Here is a 16193-nt window from a genome sequence, read left to right as displayed (position 1 = left end):
TTTTAGAATGCAGAAGGTTTCAACCGTAATCCTACGGTCTCTTCCAGGTTAAACATTAAATTCATGTTATGGACAGCTTGTCCGCTGGCGCCTTTCAGGAGGTTATCAATGCAGGAAATGATAAGCAGTTTGTCGCCATGCTTCTCCAGATGGATGAGGCACTTGTTGGTGTTTACCACTTGCTTCAGGTCGATATTCTTCTCCACGATGTGGGTAAAGGAATCTTTGGCGTAATATTCTTCATACATGCGGACGATTTCTTCCAGGGCCACTTTGGTCTTCACCACAATGGTGGTGAAGATGCCGCGCGGGAAGTCGCCGCGGTAGGGGATGAAGTCAATGTCCGCATCAAAGCTGTTCTGCAGCTGTTTGAGCGATTGCTTGATTTCGGGCACATGCTGGTGCTCGAAAGCTTTGTAGACGCTCATGTTGTTGTTGCGCCAGCTGAAGTGGCTCGTGGCGCCCGGTTTCACACCGGCGCCGGTACTTCCGGTAATGGCGTTCACCATGATATCATCGTTCAGCATCAGATGTTTGGCGAGCGGCAGCAGGCCCAGCTGTATGCAGGTGGCAAAGCAGCCCGGATTGGCTACGTGCTTCGCTTTGCAGGTGGCACGGCGGTTCAGCTCCGGCAGGCCGTAGATGAAGTCGTGTTCGGGAGAGGCTATGCGGTAGTCCATGGAGAGGTCGATGATTCTCAGTTCCTCGGGCACGTTGTGGCTTTCGAGGAACTTCTTCGTGTCACCATGTGCCGTACAGAAAAAGAGTACGTCGATTTCTTCCAGCGGGAGCTGGTCGGTAAATACCAAGTCTGTTTCGCCGTACAGTCCTTCGTGTACGTCGGTAATTTTGTTGCCGGCGTTGCTTGAGCTGTTTATGAAAACGATTTCCGCTTCCGGATGGTTGAGCAGCAAACGTATCAGTTCGCCTGCCGTGTATCCGGCTCCGCCGATGATTCCTACTTTAATCATTTCGATAATATCTATTTGGTTCTTGTGGTATAACAATTAGCATTATAATGTATATGGGTATGCCTGCAAATGCAGTAAAGATCGTGGCGAACGTATAAACGATACGCACCAATGAGACATCGAGTCCGAAAAAGTTTGCCAGTCCTGCACATACGCCTGAAAGCATCCTTCCAGTCCGGGGACGTGTCAGTTTTTGCTTCCTGCCGGTCATTTAGATTTTCTCGTCTTTATGATTTGAATAATAAGCACGCAGTGCTGTGGAGGTTACTTTGATGAAGCCCTTGGCATCTTCTGCCGTCCATCCTTTCTGCATCTCACCGTATTCGCCAAACTTGTTTTTCACAAGGTCATCTTTGCTTTCTACACCTACGGTAGAAAAGCAGAGCGGGTGAAGTTCGAGGATAGCCGTACCGTTTACGTTGCGTTGCGAGGATTCCAGCATGGCTTCGATGTCGCGCATTACTGGTTCCAGATATTGGCTTTCGTGCAGGAACATGCCATACCAGTTGGCTACCTGGTCCTTCCAGTATTGCTGCCATTTGCTCAAAGTGTACTTCTCGAGGAACTTGTGTGCTCCGATAATCAGCATAGGTGCGGCAGCTTCGAAACCTACGCGGCCTTTGATACCGATAATCGTGTCGCCTACGTGCATGTCGCGTCCGATACCGTATGCCGCACCAATCTCTTCTACCTTCTGGATGGCTTTGATGGGGTCGTCGAATGTCTCGTCGTTCACGGCTTTCAGCTCACCTTTTTCAAAAGTGAGGCGCAACTGCTCGCTGCCCTCTTTGGTGCAGTGTTTCAGATAGGCGCTTTCGGGCAACCCTTGCGCGGAATCCAGAATCTCGCCACCACAAATGGAAGTGCCCCACAAACCTACGTTATAGGAATATTTTAGTTTGGTGAAGTCGGCGGCAAAGCCGTGTTTGTTCAGATAATCAATCTCTTCCTGACGGCTCAGTGCCATGTCGCGTGTCAGCGTGATGATTTCCACGCCCGGAGCCATGACGAGGAAAGTCATGTCGAAACGAATCTGGTCGTTACCCGCACCTGTAGAACCGTGGGCGATGGCATCCGCGCCGATTTCGTTGGCATAGCGTGCAATGGCCAATGCTTGGAAGATACGTTCGGAACTTACAGAGATAGGATAGGTGCCGTTACGCAAAACATTGCCGAATACCATGTATTTCAAGCTTTTCTCATAGTATTCCTGCGTCACGTCGAGGGTGACGTATTCTTTGGCGCCCAGCTTGTAGGCATTTTCTTCGTTTGTCTTCAACTGTTCAGCACTGAAACCGCCCGTATTGGCACAAGCTGCATATACTTCGTACCCTTTTTCTTTGGTAAGATACATCACCGTAAACGAGGTATCCAAACCTCCGCTGAATGCGACTACTACTTTCTTCTTCTTTTCCATATCCTTAGTATTTTTATATTTTATCCTCTTCGTGCAGCTTCGGGTCGTAAAGCATTGCTGTGCAAATGCAGAATTTACGGTTCTTAGCTACCAATATATCATGGTTTATACAGCCTTCGCAACCTTTCCAGAACGATTCGTCATCGGTCAGTTCGTTGAAGGTGACGGGCACATATCCCAGCTCGGTATTCATTTTCATGACGGCAGCTCCGCTGGTGAGACTGAAAACTTTAGCATTAGGCCAGCGTAGGCGTGCCAGGCGGAAAGAAGCGGTCTTGATACGTTTTGCCAGCCCCAGTCCCCGATATTTGGGGTGTACTATCAAACCGGAGGTTGCTACATATTGCTTGTTACCCCAGCTCTCTATGTAGGTGAAACCGGCAAAATCATCTCCACACAAGGCTATAATGGCCTTTCCTTCTTTCATTTTAGTAGCTACGTATTCGTGTGTGCGTTCTGCGATGCCCGTTCCGCGTACCTTGGCAGCTTCCCGGATGGTATCCAAAATCTTGTCTACGTAAACTTCATGTGAGGCGTCAGCCACCATCACATCAATTTGTTTCGAATCCATTTCTTATTTAATTTCTTGTTTTTTGTTGTTATCTATCATTTAATGTTCGGGATGATTTGCGATAGGAAGCTGCGTACCTCGTCATGTGACGCTGCTTCGTGCACCACCAGCATGATGGTGTCATCTCCGGCAATGGTACCCAGAATGGCGGGACACTCTCGGTTGTCGATGTCGTAGGCCATGCTGCTGGCATATCCGGGCCGGGTACGGATGACGGCAATATTGCCCGAAAATTGAAGTGAAACGAATCCGCTTGTCATCAGCATTTCACTTGCACTCTGGTCGTTCGAACGTTTATACATGATGTTGTTGGGCAGTACATATACGTATTTACCGTTCATGTTCGCTGCTTTCGCTACTTTCAGCTGTTTCAAGTCGCGTGACAAGGTGGCTTGTGTCAGTTCAAAGCCTTCCTTGCTCAAAGCTTGCAACAGTTCTTCCTGAGAACTGACGTCTTTGCTTGAGATAATCATCTTGATGGCGTCTAACCGATTGGCTTTTTTCTTCATTTTCTGTATAATTATTCTAAGAGTAGTGCAAAATTAGGGATTATTTCGGAAAGAATATGCAAAAAGGAGAGCTTTTTTATTCTTTTTATACATCGGGTGTACTGTATATGTTGTTTTTGTTCTCTTTGTTGGAGTCTTGTTTGTTCTTTTACGTTATTGGAGATTGTTTCCGTATGTCTTTGGTAAATGTTGATATAATATAGAATAGATATGCAATTGCCAAATCTGACACCCTTTCAATCAAAAACTGTACAAAAAGTAGGGGGATAATCTCCTATTTTTGTATCGTTGAATAGCAACTAAAACTAATTACCATGAAACAATGCTTTTTTGCGGTCGACTTGGGGGCTACCAGTGGTCGCACAATTCTGGGAACTTTTACTTCGAATGGTTTGGAAATGGAAGAAGTAAACCGTTTCCCAAATCATCTGATTGAAGCTGGCAGACATTTTTACTGGGATATTTATGAACTTTACCGTCATATTATTGAAGGGCTGAGGATTGCCGCCCGTAAAGGTGTAGAAATAACTTCCATCGGTATCGACACTTGGGGAGTAGATTTTGTCTGTGTAGGTAAGGATGGGGGATTTCTTCGCCAGCCGTATTCCTATCGTGACCCTCATACGGTGGGTGCTCCGGAAGCGTTCTTCACACGTATACCTCGTAGCCATGTGTATGGATGGACGGGGATTCAGGTGATGAATTTCAACTCCTTGTTCCAACTTGATACATTACGCCGTAATCATGACAGTGCATTGGCAGCTGCAGATAAATTGCTGTTTATGCCTGATGCTTTGAGCTATATGTTGACCGGTCAGATGGTAACGGAGTATACTATTGCCAGTACGGCACAGTTGGTAAATGCCAATACCTGCAGGCTGGAGGATGCCTTGCTGCAGGAGATTGGACTGACACAAGCTCATTTCGGGCGTTTTGTCTATCCTGGTGAAAAAATAGGGGGCTTGACGGAGGAAGTACAACGAATAACCGGACTTGGCGCTGTCCCCGTGATAGCTGTTGCCGGGCATGATACGGCTTCTGCTGTTGCTGCCGTACCTGCCATGGACCGTAATTTTGCTTATCTAAGTAGTGGTACTTGGTCTCTGATGGGAGTGGAGACGGATGCTCCAGTCATTACTGCTGAAACAGAATCCTTGAATTTTACGAATGAAGGCGGTGTGGAAGGAACCATTCGTTTGTTAAAAAATATTTGTGGTATGTGGCTGCTTGAACGTTGCCGTACCGAATGGGGGGAAATCCCTTATTCCGAACTCATCGTTGAGGCTGGTACTTGTGAACCATTCCGTAGTCTAATTAATCCGGATGATGCTTTGTTTACCAATCCGGCGAATATGGAGCAAGCCATCAAGACCTATTGTTCCGATTATCGTCAGCCTATTCCCATGACACATGGACAGATAGTACGCTGTATCTTTGAGAGTCTTGCTTTGAGATACCGTCAGGTGCTGGATAGCCTGCGAAATCTTTCACCACGTCCGGTGGAGGCTTTACATGTTATCGGTGGCGGTAGCCGTAACGAACTGCTTAACCAGTGGACAGCCAATGCTGTCGGTATTCCCGTGATTGCCGGACCTTCCGAAGCTACTGCTATCGGTAACGTTATGGTTCAGGCATTGGCTGCCGGAGCAGCTAGAGACATTGCTTCCATGAGACAGCTCATCAACCGTTCCATACCATTAAAGACTTTCTATCCGCAGGATATGGAGGATTGGAATACCGCTTACCTGCACTTCAAGCAATTGACGATGACTAATTATAATGGATAATGATTACCAATAATTTATAACTCATAATCAAATCACGTATCATGAAAGAAGAATTGATAAACAAAGCGTATGAAATTGCTAAAGAGCGTTACGCAGCTCTCGGATTGGATGTAGAAAAAGTAATGGAGCAACTTCAGAAAGTGTCTATCTCTATGCATTGTTGGCAGGCCGATGATGTTCAGGGATTCGAATCTGCCGGCTCATTGACCGGTGGTATCCAGACAACAGGAAACTATCCCGGTAAAGCCCGTAATATGGAAGAACTGCGTTCCGATATTTTGAAAGCTGCTTCTTATATCCCCGGTAAGCACCGTTTGAATTTGCATGAGATTTACGGTGACTTTGGCGGTACCTTCGTAGATCGCGATCAGGTAGAGGTGAAACATTTCGAAAGCTGGATGCAATGGGCAGCCGAGAATGGTATAAAATTGGATTTTAATTCCACTTCTTTCTCTCATCCGAAGAGCGGTAATCTTTCTCTGGCTCATCCGGACCAAGGTATCCGTGACTTTTGGGTCGAACATACTAAACGTTGTCGTGCCATTGCCGAAGAAATGGGGCGCCGCCAGGGAGATCCCTGCATCATGAATCTTTGGGTGCATGATGGTAGCAAGGATATCACTGTAAACCGTATGAAGTATCGTGTGCTTTTCAAAGATTCTCTCGACCGTATTTTTGCTACGGAATACAAGCATATGAAGGACTGCCTTGAATCGAAGGTGTTTGGCATAGGTTTAGAGAGTTATACAGTAGGCTCCAATGAATTCTGTATGGGCTATAGTGTACAGCATCAGAAACTTATTACCATTGATACCGGGCACTTCCATCCTACGGAAAGTGCTGCAGACAAGGTGTCTTCCATGTTGCTCTTTGTCCCTGAGCTGATGCTCCACGTAAGCCGTCCGGTACGTTGGGATTCTGACCATGTAACTATCATGGATGACCCCACTCTTGAACTTTTCCAAGAAATTGTCCGTTGCGATGCACTGGACCGTGTACACATTGGTCTTGATTATTTTGATGCTTCCATCAACCGTATCGGTGCTTATGTAATCGGTACCCGTGCGGCGCAGAAATGCATGTTGCGTGCGTTACTAGAACCATTGGCAAAGCTTCGCGAATATGAGGCCACCGGTCAAGGTTTCCAGCGCCTTGCTCTGCTCGAAGAGGCTAAGGCTTTGCCTTGGAACGCTGTTTGGGACATGTTCTGTCTGAAAAACAATGTTCCGGTAGGTGAGGAGTTCATCGCTGAAATAGAGAAGTATGAAGCTAATGTAACCTCTAAAAGAGGATAGGAAACCCTTGTAACAGACAGAAATGGAAATAATATTAGGGTTATTGATTATTGCTATCGGAGCATTCTGCCAATCCAGTTGCTATGTACCCATTAACCGCATCAAGGAGTGGAGCTGGGAGTCGTATTGGATTGTACAAGGTGTTTTCGCTTGGCTGGTTTTTCCGTTCTTGGGCGCGTTGCTGGCAGTACCTGCCGGCAATTCGCTGTTCGAGATTTATGCAAACAATCCTGCGGATACGCTTTGGACTATGTTCTTCGGAGCTTTATGGGGAGTGGGGGGACTGACGTTTGGTTTGTCTATGCGCTATTTGGGCGTAGCTCTTGGGCAGTCTATCGCTTTGGGTACTTGTGCCGGATTGGGAACGATATTGACTCCGGTATTTACTGGTAAGGCAGGAGATTTGACAACATCGGTTATTGTTGGTGTAGTGGTCACGTTGGTAGGTATTGGCATTATCGGTCTGGCCGGTAGCATGAAGTCTGCCAGCCTGAGCGAAGAAGAGAAGAAGAAGGCCGTAAAGGATTTCAATTTTACTAAAGGTATTATTGTAGCCCTTCTTGCTGGATTTATGAGTGCGTGTTTCAGTATAGGATTGGGTTTTGGAGAGAAACTCTGTTTTGCTGAAAGTGCGGATATATTCAAGACACTGCCTGCTACATTGATGGTGACACTGGGTGGTTTCATTACGAATGCCGTCTATTGTTTCTATCAGAATTCCAGGAACAAAAGTTGGGGCGATTATGGCAAGAAATCCCTTTATGTAAACAATGTCTTGTTTTGTGCTTTGGCCGGTGTGTTGTGGTACAGCCAGTTCTTTGGTCTTAGCTTGGGTAAGGGATTCCTTGCTGCCTCTCCGGTATTGCTCACATTCTCGTGGTGCATCCTGATGTCGTTGAACGTAACGTTCTCCAATGTTTGGGGTATCCTTTTGAAGGAATGGAAAGGGTGTACACCCAAGACAATTACAGTGCTTGTCATAGGCTTGGCAGTCTTGATAATTTCTTCTTTCCTGCCACAGTTGCTGGGGTAAGTTTAAATACCTATCTTTGAATATAAAACTAAAATATATCTGCATATATGAAATCAATTCTAGAAAATCGTCCGGCGCTGGCTGCGGAAGTTAATAAGGTGGCTGAGGTGGCTGGTTATCTCTGGCAGAAAGGTTGGGCAGAACGTAATGGGGGCAATATTACGGTCAACATCACTGAGTTTGTAGACGATGAAATCAAGGCTATGCCCGCCATTAGTGAGGTGAAATCAATCGGTGCTACTTTACCTTATTTGAAAGACTGCTATTTTTATTGTAAAGGCACCAACAAGCGTATGCGCGATTTGGCCCGTTGGCCGATGGAGAACGGTTCGGTCATCCGCATTCTGGATGACTGTGCCAGCTATGTCATTATAGCCGACCAGTCTGTACAGCCTACATCGGAACTTCCTTCCCATCTTAGTGTACACAACAATCTGATAGCGAAAGGTTCTCCCTATAAAGCTTCGGTGCATACGCATCCTATTGAGCTGGTAGCCATGACTCACAACAAGAAGTTTCTGGAAAAAGATGTAGCTTCGAACCTGCTTTGGAGTATGATACCGGAAACAAAGGCTTTCTGTCCCCGCGGTTTGGGCATCATCCCTTATCAACTTCCCAGTTCGGTAGAATTGGCTGAGGCTACCATCCGCGAACTGGATGACTATGATGTAGTGATGTGGGAGAAACATGGTGTGTTTGCTGTGGATGTGGATGTGATGGCTGCTTTCGACCAGGTGGATGTACTCAATAAATCCGCCCTTATTTATATCGCTGCCAAAAATATGGGTTTTGAACCGGATGGTATGAGCCAGCTTCAAATGAAGGAAATGTCCGTAGCGTTTAATTTGCCCAAATAATTGTTTTAACAGATAGTGTGTAATTATGTATAGAATGATATTGAATGAGACCTCTTATTTCGGTGCCGGCTGTCGCGAAACGATTGCCGTGGAGGCTGCCCGCAGAGGTTTCAAAAAGGCTTTCTTTGTAACGGACAGAGATTTGATCCGTTTCAAGGTGGCTGATAAAGTGATTGAAGTTTTCGAGAAGAACAGTATACCTTATGAGCTCTTCAGTGATGTGAAGGCCAATCCTACCATTACCAATGTACAGAATGGTGTGGCTGCTTTCAAGGCATCCGGTGCCGATTTTATCGTGGCTTTGGGTGGCGGCTCTTCCATTGATACGGCAAAAGGTATTGGTATTGTTGTGAATAATCCGGATTTTGCAGATGTGAAGTCTCTGGAAGGTGTGGCGGATACTCGTCAAAAGGCTGTCCCTACTTTTGCTTTACCTACTACGGCGGGAACTGCTGCTGAGGTGACCATCAATTATGTTATCATTGACGAAGAGGTCAAAAAAAAGATGGTTTGTGTAGACCCTAATGATATTCCGGCAGTAGCTATTGTTGACCCGGAGCTGATGTATTCCATGCCGAAAGGATTGACTGCTGCAACCGGTATGGATGCACTGACTCATGCCATAGAAAGCTATATAACGCCGGGTGCATGGGCTATGTCGGATATGTTCGAACTGAAAGCCATTGAAATGATTGCTGTCCATTTGAAAGCTGCCGTAGACAATGGCAGCGATCCGGTTGCCCGCGAGGCCATGTCTCAAGCGCAATACATTGCCGGTATGGGGTTCAGCAATGTCGGTCTGGGCATCGTTCATTCCATGGCCCATCCTTTGGGTGCCCATTATGACACTCCGCATGGGGTGGCCAACGCATTGCTTCTTCCTTACGTAATGGAGTATAATGCAGCGTCCCCGGCTGCTCCTAAATATGTCCATATTGCGAAGGCGATGGGAGTCAATACGGAAGGTATGAGCGTGGAAGAAGGTATATGTGCTGCTATTGATGCTGTCCGGAAATTGTCTTTAAGTATTGGCATTCCACAGCGGTTGCGTGAAATCAATGTTAGGGAAGAGGATTTGCATCAATTGGCTATCGATGCTTTCAATGATGTCTGCACCGGTGGCAATCCGAGACCTACATCTGTGGAAGATATAGAAGCTCTGTATCATAAAGCTTTTTAAGGCAAGCGCTATTTTAGGTTACATGTCTATTCCCGTCCGTGATGAATAATATTCGCTGCGGACGGGATTTTTCATAAATAATCTCTATTTTTGTTCCGGAGCTATTATGGAAGGCACGTGTTATGACTAAAAATTATAATGATTTAGGAGTAGAGTTTAAGTACCTTATTGTAAATGACATGGACCAGAAATATGGTCTTTGGGTAAATACTGTGGGCTTTCAGTCTATCCAGCCTAATTCTCCTTATCCGTTGAAGGATCATCCTACCGGTTATTTTTTCAATGCGCAGAAAGGACGGATTCTGCGCGAGTACCAGTTGGTCTATATTACTAAAGGGAGGGGGGTGTTCTCCTCGGAGACCACGCCAGAGAAGCAAGTGTGCAAAGGACGACTGATGGTGCTGTTTCCTGGTCAGTGGCATACATATTATCCTTATGTGCAGACGGGTTGGAATGAATATTATATTGGTTTCGAGGGAGCTGTGATTGATGATATGGTGAAAGGTGGTTTTCTATCGAAAGAGAATCAGGTGTTGGAGGTGGGGTTGAATGAAGAGCTCGTTTCACTTTTCTCTCGCGCTTTGGAAATTGCGGAAGCTGATAAGATTTCTTCCCAGCAATATCTTGCCGGTATTGTGCTACATATGATAGGGATGATATTGTCCATCTCTAAAAACAAGATTTTCGAAGTGGGTGATGTCGATCAGAAAATAGAGCAGGCTAAAATCATCATGAACGAGAATGTATTCAAGGATGTTGACCCGGAAGAACTGGCAATGAAGTTGAATATCAGTTATTCTTGGTTTCGCAAAGTATTTAAGGATTATACCGGCTATGCTCCTGCAAAATATTTCCAAGAGCTAAAGTTGCGTAAGGCTAAGCAATTGCTGGTGGGTACTTCTTTATCGGTGAAAGAAATCTCTTTTATGCTCGACTATAAGTCTACCGAGCATTTCTTCTCCTCGTTTAAGAAACGTACGGGGTTTACTCCATTGGAGTATCGCTCTTATGGTCGGGAAACCGGAGGAGAGGAGGTATAAAACAAAAAAAGACTTAACTTCTAAAAGTTAAGTCTTTTCTGTCGGAATGAGGCGACTCGAACGCCCGACCCCTACGTCCCGAACGTAGTGCGCTACCAACTGCGCTACATTCCGATTGCTTTTGAAAAGTGGTGCCACCAGGAATCGAACCGGGGACACAAGGATTTTCAGTCCTTTGCTCTACCAACTGAGCTATGGCACCTTTTTCGTTTGCGGGTGCAAAGATAAAGAGTTTTTTTTATACCGCAAGGCTTTTTGAGGAAAAATATCTAAAAAAGGTGCCTCTTGCTCTATGGAGCGAGGCACCTTACTTCTAAAAATCATTTGCTATCGAAGACATCAGTCGATATTCGGATTGATGCTGTGCCAGTCTTTGATGGCAGGCAGTACACCCATTTCTATCACCTCGTCACGAAGTGTGCAGAGATGGGCATAGCTTTCTTTCAGTTTGGCTTCTTCTTCGGGCGTGCCGTTCAGTTCCTTATAGTGTACACCGTCTTTGGTAATTTCAGTTTCCATTGCCATCATGATGTGGTCGAAGCCGTGGCTGTGTACATATGTACCGGCAGGCCAGCGGAACGGTTTGCCACCCATCGCTGCAGCTATCATTTCGATAGAGACGTATGCCGGACTCTGGAAGGAAGAACGTCCACGGAGGGCGATGATGTTGGCACCGCCTTTGGTTACCTTAGTCTGGATTTCGACCCACTGTTCTTTAGTCAGGGCAGGGGTACCGATGATATCAAGTAACGGTTTACCGTCCACCTTGGCGGTAGAGGCATATACAGCCATCTGTTCACCATGACCGCCGTAGGTACGGCAATTTTCGATTTTGTCGGGGGCGATGCCGAAGTGCTTGGAAAGTTCACTGCGCAGGCGGGTGCTGTCGAGGGCAGCCAATGTGGTCACTTGTGAAGGTTTCAGGCCGGAATACAATAGGGTAATCAGACCGGTGATGTCGGCAGGGTTGAAAATGACAACCACGTGCTTCACATCCGGACAGTAGGCTTTTACATTCTTACCGAATTCTTCGGCAATAGCGGCATTGCCTTTCAAAAGGTCTTCGCGGGTCATGCCGGCCTTGCGGGCGGCACCGCCTGATGATACCACATACTTGGCACCGGTCAGCGCTTCTTTGATATCGGAGGTAAATGTGATGTTCATTCCTTCGAATCCGCAGTGGAATAGCTCTTCGGCCACACCTTCCAGTCCGGGAGCATAAGGGTCGTACAGACATAGGTTGGGAGTGAGATGCATCATGATTGCAGTCTGTGCCATGTTTGAACCGATCATGCCGGCTGCGCCGACGATTGTCAATTTGTCATTTGTCAGAAATTCCATAATCTTTTTTATTTAAAGGTGAGTAATATCTTTTCTTGCTGATTGTCACGATACAAAGATAACCCTTTTTGGAGAGAGTTGTTCATAGAAAAAAGTTATCTTTTAGAGCAAAAAGTTATTTCTTCTTTCCGAACTGCTGTATTGTACCTAAATTACTTATCTTTGTTGGGAAAATGAAGATAAGTAAGAAACTATGAGCATTGAGTTAGGAAAGTACAATACGCTGGAAGTGGTGAAGGAGGTAGCCTTCGGCATGTATCTGGACGGTGGCGAAGAAGGTGAAATTCTGCTTCCGTCGCGTTATGTCCCCCAAGACTGTAAGGTGGGAGACAAACTGAACGTTTTTATATATCTTGATAACGAAGAACGTCTGGTAGCTACTACTCTGACACCGTTAGTGCAGGTCGGGCAGTTTGCCTGCTTGGAGGTGGCGTGGATAAACCAGTATGGTGCTTTCCTTAACTGGGGATTGATGAAGGATCTTTTCGTCCCCTTCCGCGAACAGAAAATGAAGATGCAGGTGGGAAAGAAGTATGTGGTTCATGCCCATTTGGATGATGAAAGCTATCGTATCGTGGCATCGGCCAAGGTAGACCGTTATCTTTCCAAAGAGAAGGCCGCCTATGAGTCGGGGCAGGAGGTGGATATCCTGATTTGGCAGAAGACGGATTTGGGATTCAAGGCGATCATCAACGATGAATATAGCGGCTTGCTATATGAGAGCGAGATATTTCAGCCACTGCACACGGGCATGAGGATGAAAGCTTATGTGAAGCAGGTACGTGAAGACGGCAAGATAGACCTGCTGCTTCAAAAACCGGGGCAGGCTAAAGTAGAAGATTTCTCAGCTACGCTGCTGGACTATATCCGTGAACAGGGCGGACGGATAGCTTTGAATGACAAGAGTCCGGCAGAAGAAATCTATGCAACTTTCGGTGTCAGCAAGAAAACCTTCAAAAAGGCTGTGGGAGATTTGTACAAAAAACATCTGGTTGTATTGGAGGAAGATGGAATCAGGATTAGGTATTAGTCCCAGTCATTAGGAATTTCCCTACTTGTAAATAGAGACAATCATTAGGGAGGGGAATTTCCTCTCCCTATTTTTGTCGTACAATAAAAAAAGAAAAGTCATGATACGTCATTTGATATTAAGTGTTTGTCTAGTTCTGGTAGCGTTTCCCGCAATAAAAGCGGCGCCCATAGACGGAATCCGTATAGAAAGTCCATACCGTAGAGTGGTGGTACTGGTCGACGGACAGCAGGTTTGCCTGCCTACTTTCAGTTGTTTTGTAGCCAATCTGCGTGGTAGTTGTCGGGTAGAGGTTTATGAAGCGCCATCCCGTGGGGAGAATTCCCGAAGAGGAAAACTCCTATATGATGAACGTGTGCATTGCTCCATCAATGAAGTGGAAGATATTTTCATTCCAGAGGACAAAAGACCTGGTGGAAACTGGGGTACTTCTAATCATCACAAGCCTGGCAGACCCGGTGACAGACCGTTAGGAGGCGAGCAGCATGAACCGGTGATGTCACCATCTGCCTTCGAACAGTTTATGGGGCTGATGGAAAAACAGAGTTTCGATTCAGACCGTAAGGAAGTGCTCGACCATGCCTTGCTGACCTCTTGGTTCACTACTGACCAGTGTATCCGTCTGATGGATTTTTATCGTTTCGACAGTGAAAAGAAACAGTTGATGAAGAAGATTTATCCTAAAATAGCCGATAAACCGAATTTCTATTATGCGATAGACAAGCTGACCTTCTCGTCGGACAAGAACGAGATAAATGCCTTCATCAAACAATATCATGAGAAGAATAACTAAAAAAAGGAGGGGTTATGAAACGGATTATATTTATATTTTTTGCCGCTATGATGAGTACAGCTGTTTGTAGTGCGGCAATGAGCAACAGCAAAGTGCGTAAAGAGACCCGCTTTCTTACGGACAAGATGGCCTATGAATTGAACCTGAGTACAGAACAGTATAATGACGTGTACGAAATAAACTATGATTTCATTTCCGGTATACGCTATCTGATGGATGACGTTCTTCGGGGGGAGGAATGGGCATTAAATCGCTATTACGATTATCTGGATGTGCGCAATGACGACCTTCGATGGGTGCTGAATAACCGGCAGTACGGCCGTTTCATGCAGGCCGCCTATTTTTACCGTCCGGTTTATGTAAGTGGTGGTCGTTGGTCTTTTAGGGTTTACATCACTTACACCAACCATAATCATTTCTATTTCCCGCGGCCGTATCATTACCGTACATATTGCGGTGGGCATTATCGTACGCACTATCACAACAGCTATTATCGCGGTCGTTACCATCATCCGCACTATACCGGTTCGTGGAGTATTCGGAATGATAAGTCGTACCACACCAGCCGCCGTTCAGATTTCGGTTCGGTGAACATCCGCCCTAATTCGCATAAGCGTCCGGCAGGCAGGGATGATGTATATACCACGCGACGTAGCAACGGTAGTAATAATCGCATTAGCACAGGTACACGTAACAGCAGTACGCGACGTAGTAGTGTGGATAGTGGCAGAAAGTCGAGTAAAGAGAAAATAGAAACCACAAGAACTAAAAATAATGATAAGAGCCCCAGCCGTAGCAGGGTAAAGACGGCAAGCAAGGAAAGAAGAAATGCTTCCGGCGTACGGAGTTCCGAAAGCCGTCGCAGCAGCTCTTCAAGCACTACCCGCAGTTCTACCGGCAGTAGCTCTTCCCGCTCTTCGGAAAGGAGATAGAAGAACAAAAAACTCCCCTCTTGTCAGCCTGGAGGCAGGGAGAGGGGAGAATCAAACACAACAACTAAAATTATACTTCTTTTTTTATTCAATCGGTTCTCCCTTATAGAAATCCAGAATCTTGGTACGGAACAGATAGTCATACTTGGCTTGCAATTCGTCTGATTGGGATTTCATAAGGTTCTGTTTTGCTTCATTGTATTCTACGGCATTTGCTTTTCCGTTCTCATACTTTTCGCTCATCAGCTTGAAAGACTCTTCGCTGGCAACGGTGGCTGTATGGCTACTGGTATATTTGCTTTCGGCAGCAGCGGCGTTGTACCATGCTTGTTGGATTTCTTTATAAAGTGTCTTCTTGGCATTATCCAATTGCAAGGCATAGTTTTCACGTTGCAGGCGTGCCGTGCGTACCCGGTTACGGGTAGAGAGACGGTTGAAAATAGGTACGCTGAGGTTGAATCCTACATATTTGTTGAAGTTATCGTTCATCTGCTGGCTGAAAGTACGGTCGATGGTAGAATAGTAATTCGTACCGAGACTACCGTTCAGGCTCAGTTGCGGGTAGTAGTTGCTCTGGGCAATACGGATATTGTGTTTACTGCCTTCCAAGCGGAACTGTGCAGCTTGTATGGAAGCCTTACTCACCATGGCTGTTTGGAATATCTCATCCGGAGGAGTGAGAGGGACTAAATCCAGATTGACTGCCGGAGATTCCAGATTGAACCCTTCCGGTGTTTCCAGTTCGATAAGCTGGCTAAGGTCGAGCAGGGCCAACTTATAGTTGTTGTTTGTCTGCACTACATTCATCTCGTCTTGTGCCACACGTGCTTTGGCTTCTGCCAGTTCTGCCGGAGAGGCTTTTCCCAAGTCGGCAAGCCGGCTGATGCGGACATATTGCTCTTTGCTCAATTGCACTTGTCCCAACGCCACCTGGTGGAGCTCTTCATTGAACAGCACCTGAAGGTAGGCCGAAGCTATATTGATGGCAATGTCTTCCTTGGCTTTGTCCAGGTCGGCAATGGCAGCTTTGAGGTTTAGTTTGGCCAATGCATACTGGTGGGGAATTTCCAGACCGGTAAAGATAGGTATGCTGGTATTGACAGACATATTAGTGCCGTGGCTGCTGGTGTTGACGTATACAGTGGAATAGTCTCCCGTATCCTCATTTTTGATGGCTGTTTGCGTACGTCCCCAGTTCCAGCTCTGGCCGGCACTGGCATTCAGGTTCGGCAGTCGTGCCCATTTGGCTGTATTTACTTCGACAGCACTCTGTTCGGCAGCGTTGGCTGTCTGGCGGATACTGATGTTATGCTCGATGGCATAGTCTATGCATTGGCGTAAAGACCATCGTTCCTGCGCCTGCACTGAGATACTGCCGAATATTGCGAGGTATAAGAATATCTTTTTATTCATATCGTATATCTTTTTAAGCTATTC

At 46.2% G+C, this 16193-nt stretch carries 16 protein-coding genes and 2 tRNA genes; 9 read left to right on the top strand and 9 right to left on the bottom strand.

All coding sequences use genetic code 11. The annotated features are described in order from the left end of the window. Positions 1–2: 2 nt before the first annotated feature. Genes argC through argR form a run of 5 tightly spaced genes read right to left on the bottom strand, consistent with a single transcriptional unit; the run spans position 3 to position 3468 of the window. The gene (gene argC / locus DXD78_RS12680; RefSeq protein ID WP_005825122.1) at positions 3–971 is read right to left on the bottom strand and encodes an N-acetyl-gamma-glutamyl-phosphate reductase; all 969 of its coding nucleotides are present in this window, start codon (positions 969–971) and stop codon (positions 3–5) included. Then, positions 964–1182 (bottom strand): PspC domain-containing protein, encoded by a 219-nt coding sequence (locus tag DXD78_RS12675; protein WP_005825120.1) that lies wholly within the window; start codon positions 1180–1182, stop codon positions 964–966. Before DXD78_RS12675 ends, argC begins: the two co-directional genes overlap by 8 nt. Continuing rightward, a complete protein-coding gene (locus DXD78_RS12670; protein WP_005825117.1) occupies positions 1183–2388 on the bottom strand; it encodes an argininosuccinate synthase in 1206 nt (401 codons plus the stop codon). It lies immediately after the preceding gene. 13 nt (positions 2389–2401) lie between these two features. Beyond that, positions 2402–2959, bottom strand: coding sequence for a GNAT family N-acetyltransferase (locus DXD78_RS12665; protein WP_005825115.1), 558 nt, complete (start codon positions 2957–2959; stop codon positions 2402–2404). 35 nt (positions 2960–2994) lie between these two features. Beyond that, positions 2995–3468, bottom strand: coding sequence for an arginine repressor (argR, locus tag DXD78_RS12660; RefSeq protein ID WP_005825113.1), 474 nt, complete (start codon positions 3466–3468; stop codon positions 2995–2997). Between the two features lie 314 nt (positions 3469–3782). On the opposite strand from argR, the gene DXD78_RS12655 reads away from it, so the two are divergent. The 6 genes from DXD78_RS12655 to DXD78_RS12630 all read left to right on the top strand — a co-directional run bounded on the left by DXD78_RS12655 (position 3783) and on the right by DXD78_RS12630 (position 10660). Beyond that, on the top strand, positions 3783–5255 hold the full coding sequence (locus DXD78_RS12655; protein ID WP_005825109.1) for a rhamnulokinase family protein: 1473 nt from the start codon (positions 3783–3785) through the stop codon (positions 5253–5255). Positions 5256–5296: 41 nt separating this feature from the next. After that, positions 5297–6550, top strand: a complete 1254-nt coding sequence (locus DXD78_RS12650) for an L-rhamnose isomerase (protein WP_009037783.1) — start codon at positions 5297–5299, stop codon at positions 6548–6550. A gap of 22 nt (positions 6551–6572) precedes the next feature. Beyond that, complete coding sequence (locus tag DXD78_RS12645) at positions 6573–7583, top strand: L-rhamnose/proton symporter RhaT (RefSeq protein ID WP_005825105.1); 1011 nt, start codon at positions 6573–6575, stop codon at positions 7581–7583. Positions 7584–7630: 47 nt separating this feature from the next. Then, positions 7631–8440 carry a rhamnulose-1-phosphate aldolase gene (gene rhaD / locus DXD78_RS12640; protein ID WP_005825102.1) on the top strand — a complete coding sequence of 270 codons (810 nt, stop codon included), beginning with the start codon at positions 7631–7633 and terminating at the stop codon, positions 8438–8440. 25 nt (positions 8441–8465) lie between these two features. Then, a complete protein-coding gene (gene fucO / locus DXD78_RS12635) occupies positions 8466–9620 on the top strand; it encodes a lactaldehyde reductase (RefSeq protein ID WP_009037784.1) in 1155 nt (384 codons plus the stop codon). A gap of 122 nt (positions 9621–9742) precedes the next feature. Further along, entirely contained in the window at positions 9743–10660 is a 918-nt protein-coding gene (locus tag DXD78_RS12630; RefSeq protein WP_005834782.1) for an AraC family transcriptional regulator, read from the top strand. Positions 10661–10701: 41 nt separating this feature from the next. Here DXD78_RS12630 and DXD78_RS12625 read toward each other — a convergent pair. The 3 genes from DXD78_RS12625 to DXD78_RS12615 form a co-directional block, all read right to left on the bottom strand. After that, positions 10702–10774: transfer RNA gene (locus DXD78_RS12625), tRNA-Pro, on the bottom strand. A 15-nt stretch (positions 10775–10789) separates the two neighbouring features. Further along, positions 10790–10862, bottom strand: a tRNA-Phe gene (locus DXD78_RS12620). A gap of 137 nt (positions 10863–10999) precedes the next feature. After that, complete coding sequence (locus DXD78_RS12615) at positions 11000–12001, bottom strand: malate dehydrogenase (protein ID WP_005825092.1); 1002 nt, start codon at positions 11999–12001, stop codon at positions 11000–11002. A 193-nt stretch (positions 12002–12194) separates the two neighbouring features. Here DXD78_RS12615 and DXD78_RS12610 point away from each other — a divergent pair, with 193 nt between their 5' ends. From DXD78_RS12610 to DXD78_RS12600, 3 genes are all read left to right on the top strand, one after another. Then, on the top strand, positions 12195–13031 hold the full coding sequence (locus tag DXD78_RS12610; protein WP_009037785.1) for a S1 RNA-binding domain-containing protein: 837 nt from the start codon (positions 12195–12197) through the stop codon (positions 13029–13031). A gap of 100 nt (positions 13032–13131) precedes the next feature. Then, on the top strand, positions 13132–13824 hold the full coding sequence (locus DXD78_RS12605; protein WP_005825088.1) for a DUF4476 domain-containing protein: 693 nt from the start codon (positions 13132–13134) through the stop codon (positions 13822–13824). A 14-nt stretch (positions 13825–13838) separates the two neighbouring features. Then, positions 13839–14756, top strand: coding sequence for a hypothetical protein (locus DXD78_RS12600; protein ID WP_009037786.1), 918 nt, complete (start codon positions 13839–13841; stop codon positions 14754–14756). Between the two features lie 84 nt (positions 14757–14840). On the opposite strand, the gene DXD78_RS12595 is transcribed toward DXD78_RS12600, so the two are convergent. Continuing rightward, on the bottom strand, positions 14841–16169 hold the full coding sequence (locus tag DXD78_RS12595) for a TolC family protein (RefSeq protein ID WP_005825078.1): 1329 nt from the start codon (positions 16167–16169) through the stop codon (positions 14841–14843). Positions 16170–16193: the final 24 nt, after the last annotated feature.

The sequence above is a fragment of the Bacteroides sp. D20 genome (assembly GCF_003436255.1).
In the GTDB taxonomy this organism is placed as follows: Bacteria; Bacteroidota; Bacteroidia; order Bacteroidales; family Bacteroidaceae; genus Bacteroides; species Bacteroides uniformis.
The sequence above is the reverse complement of the archived record's forward strand: the minus strand, read 5'-3'. Positions and strand labels throughout refer to the sequence as shown.